Source organism: Glacieibacterium sp., from assembly GCF_965200405.1.
In the GTDB taxonomy this organism is placed as follows: Bacteria; Pseudomonadota; Alphaproteobacteria; order Sphingomonadales; family Sphingomonadaceae; genus Glacieibacterium.
The window spans coordinates 701,574-717,918 of the sequence record NZ_OZ241356.1 but is presented as its reverse complement, the minus strand read 5'-3'; the positions used below and the strand labels follow the sequence as shown (position 1 = coordinate 717,918).

At 68.8% G+C, this 16,345-nt stretch carries 15 protein-coding genes; 7 read left to right on the top strand and 8 right to left on the bottom strand.

Annotated elements, in window-relative coordinates:
* Nucleotides 1–44 precede the first annotated feature (44 nt).
* The 3 genes from ACOFKW_RS03215 to ACOFKW_RS03205 are packed head-to-tail and all read left to right on the top strand — an operon-like array spanning nucleotide 45 to nucleotide 4,366.
* Nucleotides 45–1,316, top strand: coding sequence for an HlyD family secretion protein (locus ACOFKW_RS03215; RefSeq protein ID WP_419815916.1), 1,272 nt, complete (start codon nucleotides 45–47; stop codon nucleotides 1,314–1,316).
* Nucleotides 1,317–2,915 carry a DHA2 family efflux MFS transporter permease subunit gene (locus tag ACOFKW_RS03210; protein WP_419815915.1) on the top strand — a complete coding sequence of 533 codons (1,599 nt, stop codon included), beginning with the start codon at nucleotides 1,317–1,319 and terminating at the stop codon, nucleotides 2,913–2,915.
* Entirely contained in the window at nucleotides 2,915–4,366 is a 1,452-nt protein-coding gene (locus tag ACOFKW_RS03205) for an efflux transporter outer membrane subunit (RefSeq protein WP_419815914.1), read from the top strand. The genes ACOFKW_RS03210 and ACOFKW_RS03205 overlap by 1 nt, the downstream gene beginning before the upstream one ends.
* 46 nt (nucleotides 4,367–4,412) lie before the next feature.
* On the opposite strand, the gene ACOFKW_RS03200 is transcribed toward ACOFKW_RS03205, so the two are convergent.
* The 3 genes from ACOFKW_RS03200 to murA all read right to left on the bottom strand — a co-directional run bounded on the left by ACOFKW_RS03200 (nucleotide 4,413) and on the right by murA (nucleotide 6,836).
* Nucleotides 4,413–5,075 (bottom strand): HPP family protein, encoded by a 663-nt coding sequence (locus tag ACOFKW_RS03200; protein WP_419815913.1) that lies wholly within the window; start codon nucleotides 5,073–5,075, stop codon nucleotides 4,413–4,415.
* A gap of 77 nt (nucleotides 5,076–5,152) precedes the next feature.
* A complete protein-coding gene (locus ACOFKW_RS03195) occupies nucleotides 5,153–5,563 on the bottom strand; it encodes a DUF2948 family protein (RefSeq protein ID WP_419815912.1) in 411 nt (136 codons plus the stop codon).
* Nucleotides 5,556–6,836, bottom strand: a complete 1,281-nt coding sequence (gene murA, locus ACOFKW_RS03190) for a UDP-N-acetylglucosamine 1-carboxyvinyltransferase (RefSeq protein ID WP_419815911.1) — start codon at nucleotides 6,834–6,836, stop codon at nucleotides 5,556–5,558. Before murA ends, ACOFKW_RS03195 begins: the two co-directional genes overlap by 8 nt.
* A gap of 58 nt (nucleotides 6,837–6,894) precedes the next feature.
* Here murA and ACOFKW_RS03185 point away from each other — a divergent pair, with 58 nt between their 5' ends.
* A complete protein-coding gene (locus tag ACOFKW_RS03185; protein ID WP_419815910.1) occupies nucleotides 6,895–7,863 on the top strand; it encodes an NAD(P)/FAD-dependent oxidoreductase in 969 nt (322 codons plus the stop codon).
* Here ACOFKW_RS03185 and ACOFKW_RS03180 read toward each other — a convergent pair.
* The 5 genes from ACOFKW_RS03180 to ACOFKW_RS03160 are packed head-to-tail and all read right to left on the bottom strand — an operon-like array spanning nucleotide 7,860 to nucleotide 10,611.
* A complete protein-coding gene (locus ACOFKW_RS03180) occupies nucleotides 7,860–8,282 on the bottom strand; it encodes a type II toxin-antitoxin system VapC family toxin (protein WP_419815909.1) in 423 nt (140 codons plus the stop codon). The genes ACOFKW_RS03185 and ACOFKW_RS03180 overlap by 4 nt on opposite strands.
* A 1-nt stretch (nucleotide 8,283) precedes the next feature.
* Nucleotides 8,284–8,535 (bottom strand): type II toxin-antitoxin system Phd/YefM family antitoxin, encoded by a 252-nt coding sequence (locus tag ACOFKW_RS03175; protein ID WP_419815908.1) that lies wholly within the window; start codon nucleotides 8,533–8,535, stop codon nucleotides 8,284–8,286.
* A 39-nt stretch (nucleotides 8,536–8,574) separates the two neighbouring features.
* Nucleotides 8,575–9,129: a dCTP deaminase gene (gene dcd, locus ACOFKW_RS03170; protein WP_419815907.1), complete on the bottom strand. Its 555-nt coding sequence runs from the start codon at nucleotides 9,127–9,129 to the stop codon at nucleotides 8,575–8,577.
* Between the two features lie 8 nt (nucleotides 9,130–9,137).
* On the bottom strand, nucleotides 9,138–9,623 hold the full coding sequence (locus ACOFKW_RS03165; RefSeq protein ID WP_419815906.1) for a UPF0262 family protein: 486 nt from the start codon (nucleotides 9,621–9,623) through the stop codon (nucleotides 9,138–9,140).
* A 7-nt stretch (nucleotides 9,624–9,630) separates the two neighbouring features.
* Nucleotides 9,631–10,611, bottom strand: a complete 981-nt coding sequence (locus ACOFKW_RS03160; protein WP_419815905.1) for a magnesium transporter CorA family protein — start codon at nucleotides 10,609–10,611, stop codon at nucleotides 9,631–9,633.
* A gap of 176 nt (nucleotides 10,612–10,787) precedes the next feature.
* On the opposite strand from ACOFKW_RS03160, the gene ACOFKW_RS03155 reads away from it, so the two are divergent.
* From ACOFKW_RS03155 to ACOFKW_RS03145, 3 genes are read left to right on the top strand one after another with little or no spacing between them, the layout of a single operon-like run.
* A complete protein-coding gene (locus ACOFKW_RS03155; protein WP_419815904.1) occupies nucleotides 10,788–13,796 on the top strand; it encodes a PAS domain-containing protein in 3,009 nt (1,002 codons plus the stop codon).
* 7 nt (nucleotides 13,797–13,803) lie between these two features.
* Nucleotides 13,804–14,667, top strand: coding sequence for a formyltetrahydrofolate deformylase (gene purU / locus ACOFKW_RS03150; protein WP_419815903.1), 864 nt, complete (start codon nucleotides 13,804–13,806; stop codon nucleotides 14,665–14,667).
* An 18-nt stretch (nucleotides 14,668–14,685) separates the two neighbouring features.
* On the top strand, nucleotides 14,686–16,338 hold the full coding sequence (locus ACOFKW_RS03145) for a thiamine pyrophosphate-binding protein (RefSeq protein ID WP_419815902.1): 1,653 nt from the start codon (nucleotides 14,686–14,688) through the stop codon (nucleotides 16,336–16,338).
* Nucleotides 16,339–16,345 lie beyond the last annotated feature (7 nt).

Genomic DNA, 16,345 nt, shown 5'->3' with positions numbered 1-16,345 from the left:
GAGTTGTTCATCGCGGCATCGAAACGTGAGGGACGGTGCACGAAATGGCGGATGCCGACGACAAGGACGATGGCAAGCCGCCCGAGGACGACCGGAATCCCGAAGACAAGGCCGGGAACGACAAGGCCAAGGACGACAAGGCCAAGGGTGACGACAAAGCCAAGGACGACAAGGCGGGCGACGACAAGCCCAAGGACGACGACGGTGACGGCGACGATGACGACGGCGGCGATGACGAGGGCGACGGAGACGACGCCGACAAGGACGACGACAAGCCGCCAAAGAAGTCGCTGCTGCAACGCCCAAAGCTGCTGATCGGCATCGGCGTCGCGCTGGTCGTGCTGATCGTCGGCGGGGTGCTGTGGTGGCTGCACGCGCGCCAGTACGAGTCGACCGACGACGCCTATGTCGACGGCCATATCGTCCGGCTGGCGCCGCAGGTCTCGGGGATCCTCACCTCGGTACTGGTCGACGACAACATGATCGTCGGGCCGGGGCAGTTGCTGGCGGTCGTCGATACGCGAACCTCGTCGGCGCGGCTGCAGCAGTCGCAGGCGCAGGTCGAGCAGGCCAAGGCCGGCGTGGCGCAGGCGCTGGCGCAGGTCGAGGTCAACCGGCGCGCCGTCGCCACCGCACAGGCCAACATCCGCGAACCGCAGGCCAATCTCGACAAGGCGGAGGCCGACCTGGCGCGCTACCGGGCGCTGCAGCGCATCGAGCCGACCGCCGTCGCCGGCCAGCAGATCGACACCGCCGTCGCCAACGTCCGCACCGCCCGAGCGCAACGCGACGCCGCGGTCCGGCAGCTCGGCGAGGCGCGGGCGCAGGTCAAGTCGGCGCAGACCCAGATCGGCGCGCAGCGGGCGCAGGTCAGCGCGGCGACCGCGCAGGTCCGCGCGCAGGGCGTCGACGTCGCCAACAGCCGCATCACCGCGCCGATCTTCGGACATATCGCCAACCGCAACGTCGAGGTCGGCTCGTACGTCACCCCCGGCCAGCAGATCATGGCGATCGTGCCGCTGAAGCTGTGGATCACCGCCAATTTCAAGGAGACGCAACTGTCGCTGATGCGTGTCGGCCAGCCGGTCGACATCCGCGTCGACACCTTGCCGGACATCAAGTTCCACGGCCATGTCGCCTCGTTCCAGCGCGGCGCGGGACAGGCGTTCGGGCTGCTGCCGGCGGAGAACGCGACGGGCAATTTCGTGAAAGTGGTGCAGCGCGTGCCGGTGCGGATCGACATCGACAACACCGACCTGCGCTCCTATCCGATCGGGCCCGGCATGTCGGTGGTGCCGACCGTCAAGGTCCGCTGAGTGGCGGCTGATGCGAAAGGCTGGGACAAGTCGCGCTCGGCGGCGGGCGACCGCAATCCGTGGCTGATCGTCGGCATCATCTCGATCGCGACGTTCATGGAGGTGCTCGACACCTCGATCGCCAACGTCTCGCTCAACCACATCGCCGGGTCGCTGTCGGTGACGCCCGACGAGGCGACCTGGGTGCTGACCAGCTACCTGGTGGCCAACGCCATCGTCATCCCGATTTCCGGCTGGCTGTCCGACGTCATCGGGCGCAAACGTTATTACATGATCTCGGTGGCGCTGTTCGCCGCGGCGTCGCTGGCCTGCGGGCTGGCGCAGGACATCCAGTTCCTGATCGTCGCGCGGATCATCCAGGGCATCGGCGGCGGCGGGCTGGCGCCGTCCGAACAGTCGATGCTGGCCGACACCTTCCCGCCGGAAAAGCGCGGCGGTGCGTTCGCGGCCTATTCCTTCGTCATCATCGTCGCGCCGGTGCTCGGGCCGACGCTGGGCGGCTGGATCACCGACAATTATTCATGGCACTGGATCTTCCTGATCAACGTGCCGATCGGCATCGCCTCGCTGCTGCTGGTCGGCGCGCTGGTCGACGAGCCCAAGGCGCTGCAGCGGGAGCGCGCCAAGAAGCTCAAGAACGGCCTGAGCGTCGACTGGGTCGGCTTCCTGCTGGTCGCGGCGGGGCTCGGCTGCCTGGAGATCACCCTCGACCGCGGCGAGCGCGAGGACTGGTTCGCCAGCCCGATGATCACCGGCTTCGCCATCGTCTCGGCGATCTCGCTGATCGGGCTGATCCTGTGGGAGACCAGCCGCGACGACCCGATCGTCGATCTCAAGCTGCTCGGCAACCGCAACTTCGCCGCGATCAGCTCGGTGATGATGATCACCGGCGTGATCCTGTTCGGCACGACGCAGCTCATCCCGCAGATGCTGCAGCAGGTGCTGAACTACACCGCGACGGATGCCGGGCTGGCGCTGACCGCGGGCGGGCTGGGGACGGTGATCGCGGTGCCGATCGTCGGGCGGCTGATCGGCAAGGTCGACGTGCGCATCCTGCTCGGCGGCGCGCTGCTGGTGCAGGCGGCGGCGCTGTGGAACCTGTCGGGGCTGAACGCCGATATCAGCTTCTGGGATGCCGGGCGGGCGCGGCTGTTCCAGGCGATCGCGCTGCCCTTCCTGTTCGTGCCGATCACGGTGGCGGCCTATGTCGGGCTGAAACCGCAGGATACCAACCACGCCTCGGCGCTGCTCAACGTGTTCCGCAACCTCGGCGGGACGTTCGGGATTTCGATGTCGCAGGCGCTGCTGACCCAGCGCAGCCAGGTCCACCAGTCGCAACTGGTCGAGCGGCTCAACCCGCTGGCGCCGAACTATCCGGCGGGGATCGCGGCGATCGAGCAGGCGCTGCGCGATACCGGCATGTCGGCGGGGCAGGCGACCGGGGCGGCGACCGGGCAGCTGTACCGGATCGTGCTCAAGCAGGCGGCGATGCTGGCGTATCTCGACGTGTTTCACATCCTGATGATCGTCGTGCTCGCGCTGACGCCGATCGTGCTGCTGCTCAAAAGCGGCAAGGGCGAAAAGGGAGGAGCGGCGTGATGCGGCGGTATTGGCTGTTGGCCGCGACGTTGCTGGCGGGGTGCACGGTCGGGCCGAACTATGCGCCGCCGCCCCAGGCCGCGCTGCCGGTCCCGCCGGCCTATTCGCAGGCTGGGGCCGAGGGTGCGGCGCCGGCGGAATGGTGGAAGCAGTTCGGCGATCCGGAGCTCGACCGGTTGGTGATGCTGGCGGCGTCGCGCAATTTCGACCTGGAGGCGGCGGCGGCGCGGATCGCCCAGGCGCGGGCGCAGGTCGCGGTGGCGCGCTCGTCGCTGCTGCCGACGCTCGACGGCACCGGCGGGGTCAACCATGTCACCTTCAGCAAGAACGCCGGGCTGAGCTCGATCGCGAGTGCGCTGGGCGGGGGAGGCGGCGGCACCACGCCGGGCCAGGGCATTGCATTGCCCGGCAGCGGCATCACGACCTTCTCGCTCGGCCTCGACGCGTCGTGGGAGGTCGACCTGTTCGGCGGGACCAAGCGGCGCGTCGAGGGCGCGCGCGCCCGGGCCGAGGCGGCGGAGTGGAACGCCCGCGACCTGCAGGTCAGCCTGACGGCCGAGGTCGCCAGCGACTATCTCCAGCTTCGCACCCTGCAGAGCCAGATCGCGATCGCGCAGGCCGAGCTGGCGCGGCAGCGCGAGACGCTGCGGCTGGTCGCGGCGCGGCGCCAGGCGGGGCTGGTCGCGGAACTGCCGGAGCGGCAGCAGGCGCTGCAATTGTCGAACGTCGCGGCGCAACTGCCCGGGCTGCAGGCGCAGGCGGCGGCGCAGGTCCATGCGCTGGGCGTGCTGACCGCCTCGGCCCCCGATGCGCTGGCGCCGGAGCTGTCGGTGCCGCGCCCGCTCGCCGCCGCGCCGCCGCAGGTGCCGGTCGGCCTGCCTTCCGAGCTGCTGCGCCGCCGTCCCGACGTGCGCCTTGCCGAGCGCCAGCTGGCCGCCGCCACCGCCGACATCGGCGTCGCGGTCGCCGACCTGTATCCCAAGTTCAACCTGATGGGCATGGCCGAGCTGCTGTCGACCTCGCTGGCGACGCTGTTCTCGACCAACAGCATCCAGACGACGATCAGCGCCGCGGCCAACATCCCGATCTTCGACGGCGGCGCCCGGCGCGCCACGGTACGCAACGCCCAGGCGGTCCGCGACGAAGCGCTGGCGAGCTACAAGCAGGCGGTGATCGGCGCGGTGCGCGATGTCGAGGACGCGCTGTCCGCCTATACCGGCGAGCAGCGCCGCAATGCCGAGCTACGGCGCGGCGTCGCCGATGCCGAGGTCGCGGTGCGGCTGGCGCGGGCGCAGTTCGTCACCGGGCTGACCGATTTTACCAGCGTCCTCGATGCGCAGGGTGCGCTGCTGTCCAACCGCAACGCGCTGGCGCAGTCGAACGCGACGCTGCTGATCGACCTGTCACGCCTGTACAAGGCGCTCGGCGGCGGCTGGACGGAGACGGCCTGAACGCGCGGCCGAACTCTCGCAAAAGCACGGCAATCCTGGCCCGGGATCAGCCCGCCCGTGCGGCTGCGTGTCGTTCGGCATGCTCCAGCAGCGCGTCGAGATCCTCGCGACCGATGTCGAAGCTCTCGTGCATGTCGGTCAGCGCCGCATCGATGTCGGCGGGCTGGAAGCGCGGCTGGGCGGGCGTCGCGACCGCCGCGCGCCGATGCGGATAGCTGTGCGCGGTGAGGCGGTGGAACACGACGGCGACCAGCACCAGTGCCATTGAGTTGATCGCGACCGGCGCAAAGGCAAAGCCGAACCCGGCGGCGTGGATACTCTGGCTGCCGATCACCGCGGTCAGCGCCGCCGCCCCGCCCGGGGGGTGCAGGCAGCGCAGCAGCGACATCACCAGGATCGCGCCGCCGACCGCGACCCCTGCGGCCACCGGCATGCCGGGGATCAGCCGGAACGCCGCCACCCCGACCAGCGTCGAGACGACGTTGCCGCCGATCACCGGCCACGGCTGGGCCAACGGGCTGGCCGGAACCGCGAACACCAGCACCGCCGATGCGCCGAGCGGCGCGACGATCACCGGCAGGTCCGCCGCCGTCAGCCCGAGGTGGGCACAAGCGATGATGGTCAGCGCGATCGCGACCGCCGCCCCGATGCACGCGATCAGGCGGTCCGGCAGCGTCGCGCCCGCGAGGATGGGCTTGAAGAGGAGCAATCGGACCTCGCTTATCAGGGTCGACAATCTGGCGCAGCGAATGTTCGACCGGCACCCGGGCGGACATATCACCCGGCTTAGCCGTGATCGGGCTTCCGCACTTCCCAGGGGGCGCCGAGGTCCTCCAGCACCATGTCGGCGCATTCGACCGTGGCGCGCAGGGTTGCACCGCCAGCGAAGTCGAAGGTCAGCACGTCACCGTCCTGGGTGAAGGCGAGCAGCTCCAGCACCGCCGGCGCGACCGGCCATTTGCGGCGTTGCAGGTCGAGGACACAGTCGATGCGCAGCGCGGTCAGGATGCGCGACGGCACGTCGGCCTCCCAGCGGTAGCGGCGCAGCATCAGCACCAGCCGCCGGGCGCGCCTGTCATAGCCGGCCTCGACGACCGGCAGCACCGCGCCGATGCACAGCGCCGACAGCAGCGGCACCTCGTCGGGGTCCTGCGCCAGCAGCAGCAGGCGGGTGTCGGCGAGGGTTTCTTCAACCATCGGATATCCGCTCGATATCGGCACCGACTGCGGACAGCTTTTCCTCGAGCCGCTCATAGCCGCGGTCGAGGTGATAGACCCGGTTGACGATGGTCTCGCCCTTCGCCGCCAGCCCGGCGATGACCAGGCTCATCGAGGCGCGCAGGTCGGTCGCCATGACCTCGGCGCCGACCAGGCCGGGCACGCCGCGGACGATCGCCGAACGGCCACGCACGGTGATGTCGGCACCCATGCGCGCCAGTTCCGGCACGTGCATGTAGCGGTTCTCGAAGATCGTCTCGGTCAGCAGCGAGGCCCCGTCGGCGACGCACAGCATCGCCATGAATTGCGCCTGCATGTCGGTCGGGAAGCCGGGATAGGGTGCCGTCGACACGGTGACGCCGTGCAGGCCATTCGCCCGCCGGACCATCAGGCCACGCGCCGTCTTGCTGGTCTCGATGCCCGCCTCGCGCAGCGCGTCGAAGGTCGCGCCCAGCGTCTCCTCCTCGGCGCCGATCAGCTCCAGTTCGCCGCCGGTGATCGCCGCGGCACAGGCATAGCTGCCGGTCTCGATACGGTCGGGCATCACGGCATAGGTCGCGCCGTGCAGCTTGGTGACGCCCTGGATGGTCAGCTTCTCGGTGCCGACGCCGTCGATCTTGGCGCCCATCGCGATCAGGCAGCGGCACAGGTCGACGATCTCGGGCTCGCGCGCGACATTCTCCAGCACCGACTCGCCGCGCGCCAGCGATGCCGCCATCAGCGCGTTCTCGGTGGCGCCGACCGACACGGTCGGAAAGACGTAGCGGCCGCCGCGCAAGCCACCCTTGGCCGTCGCCTTGACGTAGCCGGCGGTGACTTCGATCTCGGCGCCGAGATGCTCCAGCGCCTTCAGGTGCAGGTCGATCGGGCGGTTGCCGATGGCGCAGCCGCCGGGCAGGCTGACCGTCGCCTCGCCGGCGCGCGCCAGCAGCGGCCCGAGCACCAGGATCGAGGCGCGCATCTTGCGGACGATGTCATAGGGCGCGACCGTCGAGGTGATGCGGTTGGCGCGCAGGGTCATCACCCGCCCGAACTCGCTCGGGTGCGACCCCTCGATGGTGGTCGAGACGCCGTGGTTGTTGAGCAGATGGCCGAAAGTGTCGATGTCGGCCAGCCGCGGCAGGTTGCGCAGGGTCAGCGGCTCCTCGCTGAGCAAGGCGCAGGGCATCAGGGTGAGCGCGGCGTTCTTCGCACCGGAAATGTGAATGCTGCCCGACAGAGCCTTGCCGCCGCGAATGATGATCTGGTCCATTGACCGGTGTTAACGCGTTGTCGGTTGTTGCGGAAGTGGCACACCGATGGAGCGTGAGATGGACGAGACGATAGTCGGCGCCGGTCACGACCGGGATGCGGGCCGCGCGCTTGCGGAGCGCGATCCCGATTGCATTATCGTCGGTGGTGGCCCGGCCGGGCTGACCGCCGCGATCTACCTGGCGCGCTTCCTGCGCAAGGTGGTGGTGATCGATGCCGGCGGTAGCCGGGCGCTGTGGATCCCGACCTCGCACAATCACGCCGGCTTTCCCGACGGCATCACCGGGCCCGACCTGCTGGTCCGGATGCGCGAGCAGGCGGAGCGCTACGGCGCGGTGGTGTACGATGCCAAGGTCGACACGGTGACGCGCGACGGCGAATTGTTCGTCGCGCATGTCGGCGATGACCGGCTGCGCGCCCCGGCGCTGTTGCTGGCGACCGGCGTCACCAACCACCGGCCGCCGCTGGTCGACGAGGCGACGCACGATGACGCGGTGGCCGAGGGCCTGCTGCGCTATTGCCCGGTCTGCGACGGCTATGAGGTGCAGGAGCAGCACGTCGGCGTGCTCGGCAGCGACGCGCACGGGGTGGCGGAGGCACGCTTCCTGCGCAGCTATACGGCGCGGGTGACGCTGTTCCCGGCCAATTTCGCAGACCTGGACGAGGCGGAGCGCGCCGAACTGGCGGAGCGCGGGATCACCGTCGTCGAGCCGGCGATGCGCAGCATCCACTTCGACGGCGGCCAGGTCCATGTCGGGCTGGCGGATGGTGGTTCGCTGGCCTTCGACACGCTGTACCCGGCGCTCGGGTCGCACGCCAACGCGCGACTGGCCGACGAACTGGGCGTCGACCTGACCGACGGCAGCTGCATCCCCGGCGAGGCGCACTGCAAGACCTCGCTGGAAGGCGTCTGGGCGGCGGGCGACGTCGTCGAGGGCCTCGACCAGATCAGCGTCGCCATGGGGCATGCGGCAACGGCCGCGACCAACATCCACAACTGGCTGCCGAAGGTCGGCGCGCGGATTTAGGCGACGATCTCCGGAAGGACTTCCACGCCGACCTGCCGCGCCGCGGTGCGTAATTGCTTGTCCAGGCTGGCCAGCGGCCGCCCGAAACGCATCGCCAGTTCGAGATAGGCTGCATCGTAGATCGTCAGGCCCAGTCGCTCGGCAAGGACGAACGCCGATGTCCAGATCGCCTCGCTGGACGAACTGTCGACGTCGATCCGAAGCTGGTTCAGTTGTGCGAAGATCGCCAGCGGGCGGGTCGGATCGATGCGCTTGCGCCTGACCGCCATCAGGATGCTGTTGGCGATCTCGTGCCGCCAATGTCCCGGCACGATACCGCCGTCGATAGCAAGGCGCCGGCCAACGGCGGTAAGTTCGTCGGTGCGCTCGTCCTCGAACACCAGTGCCAGCATGAACGACGCGTCGATGACGATGCTCACGTCAGCGACGGCCCTCGTCGATCCAGCTTCGGATTTCGTCACGCGTCACCGCTGGCCCGGAACGCTCGCGTGCCATCGTGTGCAGCTTGTCCAAGGCGGCGAGCGATGCCGCCGGGTCGGGGCCTTCGATCGCGGGAACCAGCCGTGCAACCGGCTCGCCGCGGTGAGTGATCGTCGTCGTCTCGCCGCGCCGGGCCAGCGCCAGCAATTTGGAGAAGTTGGTTTTCGCCTCGAATGCGCCGACTTGTGCCATGCCAACTAGTCTATGAACTGGTCTGTTCAAACGCAAGCCTTACAACCGCGGCAGGGTTACCCCGCGCTGGCCCTGGTACTTGCCGGCGCGGTCGGCGTAGCTGACCTCGCAGGGCTCGTTGCCCTTGAGGAACAGGAACTGGCAGGCGCCTTCGTTGGCATAGACCTTGGCGGGCAGGGGGGTGGTGTTGGAGAATTCCAGCGTGACATGGCCCTCCCAGCCGGGCTCCAGTGGCGTCACGTTGACGATGATCCCGCAGCGCGCATAGGTCGACTTGCCGAGGCAGATCACCAGCACGTCGCGCGGCACTCGGAAATACTCGACGGTGCGCGCCAGCGCGAAGCTGTTGGGCGGGATGATGCAGCAGTCGGTCTTGCGATCGACGAAGCTGGCGGGGTGGAAGTCCTTGGGGTCGACGGTGACGCTGTCGACGTTGGTGAAGATCTTGAATTCGTCGGCGACGCGCGCGTCATAGCCATAGGAACTGAGGCCGTAGCTGATGCAGCCGCCGGCGCGTTGGCTCTCGACGAAGGGCTCGATCATGCCGTGCGCCAGCGCCTGCTCGCGGATCCAGCGGTCGGATTGGACGGACATGCTATTCCCTATTGGCGGATGTGGAGCACGCAGATCAGCGTGAACAGGCGGCGTGCGGTGTCGAAGTCGACCTCGACCCGCTGCCCCAGCCGCTCGATCAGCAACTCGGCGGCCTCGTTGTGGAGCGCCCGGCGTGCCATGTCGACGGTCTCGATCTGGTGCGGCGTGGCGGCGCGGATGGCTTTGTAATAGCTGTCGCAGATCGCGAAATAGTCGCGCACCGTGCGGCGGAACGGCGACAGCGGCAGGACGAAGGTTTCGAGGTGGCGGTCGTCGGCGGCATTGATCGCCACCGCCAGCCGACCTTCCTCGACGCCCATGACGATCTTGAACGGACCGGCATAGCCGTCGTCATAGGCGGTCAACGGCCTGAAGCTGTTCGATTCGAGCAGGTCGAAGATGGCGACGCGCCGCTCCTGCTCGACATCGGCATTGCGCCACAGGATGGTGCGCTCGTCCAGCTGGACGTCGGTGATCCGGTAACTGTCGGTCACGCCAGGCCTACAGCCACCCCTTCATCCGGAAGAACACGTACGGCAGCACGGCCGATGCCAGCATCGACCCGAGTGCGAAGATGTAACCGTAGTGCCATTTCAGCTCAGGCAGGTAATCGAAATTCATGCCGTACACCCCGGCAATCAGCGTCGGCGGCAGGAATACCAGCGCCGCGACCGAGAAGATCTTGGCAATGTTGGCTTGTTCCAGGTTGATGAGCCCGAGCACCGCGTCGAGAAGGAACGTGACATTGTTGCCCAGATAGTTCGCATGGTCGGTCAGCCCGGCCACATCGCGCGACAGGCTTTTCAGATGCTCGCGCCCGCCGTTGCTGCCCTTGGGCAGGGCGAAGATCAGGTAACCGATCACCCGCGCCAGCGTCAGCGCCGAATCGCGCGCCTTGGAGACGACGTCCTGCGCATGGCCGATGCGACCGAGCAGCGCCTGCAGCGCCACCGTCGAGATGCGATTCTGCCGCTCCAGCCGCGCCCGGCGGAAGGTCGAGCCCGAGATATTGTCCATGTTGCCGCCGACATGCTCGAGCACGTCCGCCAGCCGGTCGACGATCGCATCGAGCAGCTGCATCAGCGCGTTGCACGGGTCGGCGGTCAGCATCTTGCTGCGTTCCAGATTGGCCTTGAATACCTCGAACACCCGCGGGCTGGCATAGCGCACTGTGACGAGGTGCGTCTTGGTCAGCACGAAGGACACTGCGGTCGACATCATCTCCTGGTTTTCGAGGCTGACCAGGACGTTGGCGGTGACGTAGATCGCATCGTCCTCGCGGTACAGGCGGCTCGACGGCTCGATCTCGACCATCTCGTCCCGGGTCGGCACCTGCAGGCCGAGCGCCCGCTCGACGAACGCCTCCTCCTCGGGGGTCGGCGAGATCATGTCGATCCAGACCGCGTCGGCGGGCAGCGTCGTCAGGTCGCTATCGGTGTTGCACAGCGCGCCGGTTGCGCCCGGAGAATAGATGCGAAGCAATGTTCCGCCCCTGCGATAGTCAGCGCCGTCGCCCTAGCCGTTATCGCCCGGCTGTGCCAGCGCGGCGACCGTCAAGCCGGGACTTGCGCAAATCTGGTCAGGGGCTAACGAGGCGTCATGCCGAGCGCACCACGATCGAGGCGTACGCCGGTCCCGCTGTCGGTGCCGGCGCGGTCATGAGCCCGGCGGTCCCGGTCGCGCCATCGTCCACCGATTTCCTGCGCGGCGGCGGCGTCATGGGCGCTCTGATGCGGGTCAAGGACTGGACGGCGACCAGCCTGGGGCCGGTCGAGAGCTGGCCGCAGACGCTGCGCACCGCCATCCGCCTGATGCTCAACACCGGGCACCCGATGTACATCTTCTGGGGCGCGGAGGGGGCCTGCCTGTACAACGACGCCTATTCCGCCTCGATCGGGCCGGAGCGTCACCCGGCTTCGCTGGGCCAGCCGGCACGTCAGGTCTGGGCGGAGATCTGGGATATCGTCGGTCCGCAGTTCGACCAGGTCATGGCCGGCGGCGAGGCGACCTGGAACGTCGACGCGCTGGTGCCGATCACCCGGCACGGCAGGCGCGAGGACGTCTATTGGACCTACAGCTACGGCCCCATCGACGACGTGACCGCACCCAACGGCGTTGGCGGCGTGCTGGTGGTGTGCTCCGAGACGACCGGGAATGTCGTGACCAAGCGGCATCTTGCCGCCGAGCAGAGCCGCCAGCACCAGCTGTTCGAGGGCGCGCCAGGCTTCATCTGCATCCTGCAGGGCCCGGGCCATGTCTATGAATTCGTCAACCACGCCTATCGCCAGATGTTCGGCCGGCGCGACTATCTCGGACGCTCCGTCGTCGAGGTCTTTCCGGAAGTGGTCGCGCAGGGCGTCATCGAGCTGCTCGACCAGGTTTATGCGACCGGCGAGCAATACGTCGCATCGCAGCTGCCGATCTCGATCCAGGCCGCCGGCGAGCCGGGCCGGCAGCGCTATCTCGACTTCATCTATGCGCCGACGGTCGACGAGAACGGCACGATCACCGGCATCTTCTGCGAGGGCTTCGACGTCACGGAGGCCTATCAGGCGCGGCAGGTGCTGCTGGCGGTGGAGCGTCGCCACGCGTTCCTGGTCGACCTGGGCGACGCGCTGCGCGACGTCGGCGATGCCGACCGGATCATGCGCATCGCCGCCGAGGCGCTGGGCCGGCATCTCGAGGCCGACCGGGTCGGCTACGGCGAGGTCGACGAGAACGGCGAGGTCTTCACCATCGTCGGCGACTGGGCGGCGGACGGCATGCCGGTCTTCGCCGGAACCCACCGGTTCGACACCTATGGCCCGGCGCCGACAGAGATACTGCGTCGCGGCGGCGTTTCACGGCTCGAAGACATCATGGACATTACCCCACTCGACCGGGTGCCCGACGCCTATGACGCGGTTCGGGCGCGGGCCTCGCTGGCGGTCCCGCTCAACCGCGAGGGCCGCTTTGCCGCGCTGATGTACGTCCATTCCAGCGCGCCGCGGAAATGGTCGACGGAGGACGAGGCGCTGATCCAGAACGTCGCCGAGCGGACCTGGGCGTCGGTCGAGCGCGCCCGTGTCGAGGCGGCGCTGCGAACCAGTGAGGAGCAGCTGCGCGCCCTGTCGGAGGCGCTCGAACTGCAGGTCGCGGAGCGTACGGCAGCGCTGCAGGCGAGCGAAGCCAGCATGCGCGGCATCTTCGAGACGAGCTTCCAGAGCAAGGGCGTGCTGAGCCCGGACGGCATCATCGTCGACATCAACGGCACGGCGCTGCGGACGATCGACGCGACCTATGATGCCATCGTCGGCAAGCTGTTCTGGGAGACGCCGTGGTTCGCCGCGACCGCCGGTTCCGCCGAGTTGGTGCGCAGCGGCGTCGGCCGCGCTGCTTCCGGGACGACGGTGCGCTTCACCATGCACCTCGAGCTGCCGGCCGGGTGGCGCTGGTTCGATGCCAGCCTGCGCCCGATCCATGATACCGACGGCCAGGTCTTTGCCATCGTCGCCGAGGCGCTGGACATCACCGAGCGACGCCAGGCCGAGGAGGCGCTGCGCCAGTCGCAGAAGCTGGAGGCGATGGGCCAGCTCACCGGCGGCGTCGCGCACGACTTCAACAATCTGTTGACCCCGATCATCGGCAGCCTCGACATGCTGCAGCGGCGCGGCCACGGCGGCGAGCGCGAGCAGCGGCTGATCGACGGCGCGCTGCTGTCGGCGGAGCGTGCCAAGACTCTGGTCCAGCGCCTGCTCGCCTTCGCCCGACGCCAGCCGTTGCAGCCGGTCGCGGTCGACGTCGCGTCGCGCATCATCGGGATGCAGGAGCTGATCGCCAGCACGGTCGGCCCGCGGGTCGCCATCCACCTGTCGCTCGACGAGGGGCTGCCGGCGGCGCGTGCCGACCCGAACCAGCTCGAGATGGCGCTGCTCAATCTGAGCGTCAATGCGCGCGACGCGATGCCCGACGGCGGCACACTGACCATCGCGGCGACGGCGCAGGAGATCGGCGAGGACCGCCGCCACGGCCTGCGGCCCGCCACCTATGTCCGCGTCTGCGTCAGCGACACCGGCGTCGGCATGGACAAGGCGACACTGGCCCGCGCCATCGAGCCGTTCTTCTCGACCAAGGGCATCGGCCAGGGCACCGGCCTCGGCCTGTCGATGGTCCACGGCCTCGCCTCGCAACTCGGCGGCGCGATGGCGATCGTCAGTCACCCCGGCGAGGGCACCACCGTCGAATTCTGGCTGCCGGTCGCGGGTGAGGCCCTGAATGCCGCCGAAGCCAGCCCCGCCGCGACCGTCCCGGTCCGCCCCGCCGCCGGCGTCGCGCTATTGGTCGACGACGAGCAACTGGTCCGCGCCAGCACCGCCGACATGCTCACCGAGCTCGGCTACCACGTCGTCGAGGCATCATCGACCGAGGCGGCGCTGGCGCTGCTCGACAATGGCGGCCATTTCGACGTGCTGGTCACCGACCACCTCATGCCCGGCACCACCGGCGCGGTGCTGGCGGCGCAGTTCCGCGACCGCTATCCGGACCGCCCGGTGCTGGTCATCTCGGGCTATGCCGATTTCGAGGGCATCCCGGCGGACCTGCCGCGCCTGACCAAGCCGTTCCGCTTGAGCGAGCTTGCCGACACGCTTGCCGGGCTGACGCGCGGCGGCTCCAACCCTGCCCAGTGAGTTCGACATGAGCGAGACGCCCTTCATCCTGACGCTGAGCTGTGCCGATACCGTGGGTATCGTTGCGGCGGTCAGCGGCTTCCTGGCCCAGCGCGGCGGCTTCATCGTCGAATCCCAGCAGTTCGCCGACCGTGCTGCCGGACGCTTTTTCCTGCGCGTCGCCTTCATCCCGGCACAGGGCGCGGTGCTCGAGGCCGATGCGCTGCGCGCCGGGTTCGCCGATATCGCGACGGGCTTCGGCATGGACTGGTCGCTCGCCGACAGCGCGGTGCGGCCGCGCATCCTGATCGCGGTGTCGCGCTTCGGGCATTGCCTCAACGACCTGCTCCACCGCTGGCGCACCGGCTCGCTGCCGGTCGAGATCGCCGGCGTCGTGTCGAACCATGACGATCTGCGCAGCCTGGTCGAATGGCACGGCCTGCCGTGGCACCACATCCCGGTAACGCCTGCGACCAAGCCGGCCGGCGAGGCGGCGCTACTCGACCTGATGGCGGCGGAGCGCGTCGACCTGCTGGTGCTGGCGCGCTACATGCAGGTGCTGTCGCCTGAACTGTCGGCGGCGCTGGCGTGGCGCTGCATCAACATCCACCACAGCTTCCTGCCCAGCTTCAAGGGCGCCGCGCCCTATACCCAGGCGTGGCAACGCGGCGTCAAGCTGATCGGCGCGACTGCGCACTACGTCACCGGCGACCTCGACGAAGGCCCGATCATCGAGCAGGGCTCGACCCGCGTCGACCACAGCCACACCGCCGAGGACATGGTCCGCATCGGGCGCGACGTCGAGGCGCAGGTGCTCGCGTATGCGGTGACCTGGGCGGCCGAACAGCGCATCCTGCCGAACGGCCGCAAGACGGTGGTCTTCCGCCGCTGACGTGGTTAGTCAGGCTGGATGACCGCGGGCAAGCACATCTTCCTCGACCTGTTGCGCAGCGAGGGCGTCGAGTTCGTCTTCGGCAACCCTGGCACGACCGAACTGCCGCTGATGGACGCCTTCGTCGTCGAGACCGGCATCCGCTATATCCTCGGGCTGAACGAGGTCGTCGTGCTGGGCATGGCGGACGGTTATGCGCAGGCGACCGGCAAGCTGGCGGTGGCAAACCTCCACGCTGCACCAGGTCTCGGTAACGCCTTGGGGATGCTGTACAATGCCAAGAAGGCCGGGGCGCCGATCCTGGTCACGGCGGGGCAGCAGGACACGACATTCGCGTTGACCGAGCCGCTGCTGTGGGACGATCTGGTCAGCATGGCGCGGCCGCTGGTCAAGTGGAGCCACGAGGTTTCGCGCCTGGCAGACCTGCCGCGCGCCGTCCGCCGCGCCGCCAAGGTCGCGCTGACCCAGCCGACCGGCCCGGTCTTCCTGAGCATCCCGGGCGACATCCTGACCGACGCGGCCGAGGGACTCGACCTGTTGGCCCCGACCCGGATCGGCGCGCGCATCATCGCCGACGCCGACTCCATCGAGGCCGCGGCGGACTTGATTGCGGCCAGCAGCAGCCCGGTGATCTTCGCGGGCGATGCCGTGGCGCGCTCCGATGCCCATGCCGAACTTGCCGCTTTGGCCGAGGCGATCGGCGCGCCGGTCCATCTGGAGGGCATGGCCAACACCGCGGCGTTCCCGAGCAACCACCCGCTGTTCGCCGGCAGCGTGTCGCGCATGGCGCCCGCCCTGCGCGCCGTGATGGACCGCCACGACTTGCTCGTCTCGATCGGCGCCGACCTGCTGACCCAGAGCCAGGCCTCAGGTGTCGAGGCGCTCGCACCCGGCACCAAGGTCGTCCACCTCGACAATGATGCCTGGGAAATCGGCAAGAACCACCCTGCCGCTGCCGCGCTGCTGGGTGATCCCAAGGCGACCCTGCCGCTGCTCACCGAAGCCGTCCTGCGCCGCGTCGGGCCCGCCGCCGCGCGTCGCGTCGGAGCCGAAGCCGCCATCGCGGCCCGGCAAGCCAAGCTGATCGCCCAGGCCGAGGCCGAGGCCGACCTGCTCCCGCTCCGGCCGCTGCCGGTCCTGCACCGTCTCGGCCAGCTCATCCCCGACGACGCCATCGTCATCGAGGAGCTGTTGTCGTCCGGCATGAACACCGTCCGGCAACTCATCTCCGCAACCCGTCCCGATAGCTGGTTCGGCATGCGCGGCGGCGGCATCGGCGTCGCCCTGCCGCAGGCGGTCGGCATCAAGCTCGGCCTGCCCGATCGCCCGGTCGTGGTACTCAGTGGCGACGGCTCGGCGATGTACTCGCTCCAGGCGCTGTGGACTGCCGCGCGCTACCGCCTCCACATGGTCGTGGTGATCTTCAACAACCGCAGCTACCGCATCCTCAAACAGCGCACCCGCGCCATCGGCGGACACAGTGCCGCCGCCGATGATTATATCGCGATGGATCTCGACGATCCGGCGCTCGACTTCATCAAGCTCAGCGAGGGGCTGGGCGTCGAGGCAGTCCGCGTCGCCGGGCTCGACGATCTGGCGCGCGAGTTCCAGCGCGGACTGGCCGGAACGACACCATTGGTCATCGAGGTCGAGATCGACCGCACAGTCTAGGGAGGCG

Bases quoted from the DNA above. Each gene is read 5' to 3' on its own strand.
- ACOFKW_RS03215 (WP_419815916.1), top strand. From the start codon at position 45: ATGGCGGATGCCGACGACAAGGACGATGGCAAGCCGCCCGAGGACGAC.
- ACOFKW_RS03205 (WP_419815914.1), top strand. From the start codon at position 2,915: ATGCGGCGGTATTGGCTGTTGGCCGCGACGTTGCTGGCGGGGTGCACG.
- ACOFKW_RS03195 (WP_419815912.1), bottom strand. From the start codon at position 5,563: ATGGTTGAAGAAACCCTCGCCGACACCCGCCTGCTGCTGCTGGCGCAG.
- murA (WP_419815911.1), bottom strand. From the start codon at position 6,836: ATGGACCAGATCATCATTCGCGGCGGCAAGGCTCTGTCGGGCAGCATT.
- ACOFKW_RS03185 (WP_419815910.1), top strand. From the start codon at position 6,895: ATGGACGAGACGATAGTCGGCGCCGGTCACGACCGGGATGCGGGCCGC.
- ACOFKW_RS03175 (WP_419815908.1), bottom strand. From the start codon at position 8,535: ATGGCACAAGTCGGCGCATTCGAGGCGAAAACCAACTTCTCCAAATTG.
- dcd (WP_419815907.1), bottom strand. From the start codon at position 9,129: ATGTCCGTCCAATCCGACCGCTGGATCCGCGAGCAGGCGCTGGCGCAC.
- ACOFKW_RS03155 (WP_419815904.1), top strand. From the start codon at position 10,788: ATGAGCCCGGCGGTCCCGGTCGCGCCATCGTCCACCGATTTCCTGCGC.
- purU (WP_419815903.1), top strand. From the start codon at position 13,804: ATGAGCGAGACGCCCTTCATCCTGACGCTGAGCTGTGCCGATACCGTG.
- ACOFKW_RS03145 (WP_419815902.1), top strand. From the start codon at position 14,686: ATGACCGCGGGCAAGCACATCTTCCTCGACCTGTTGCGCAGCGAGGGC.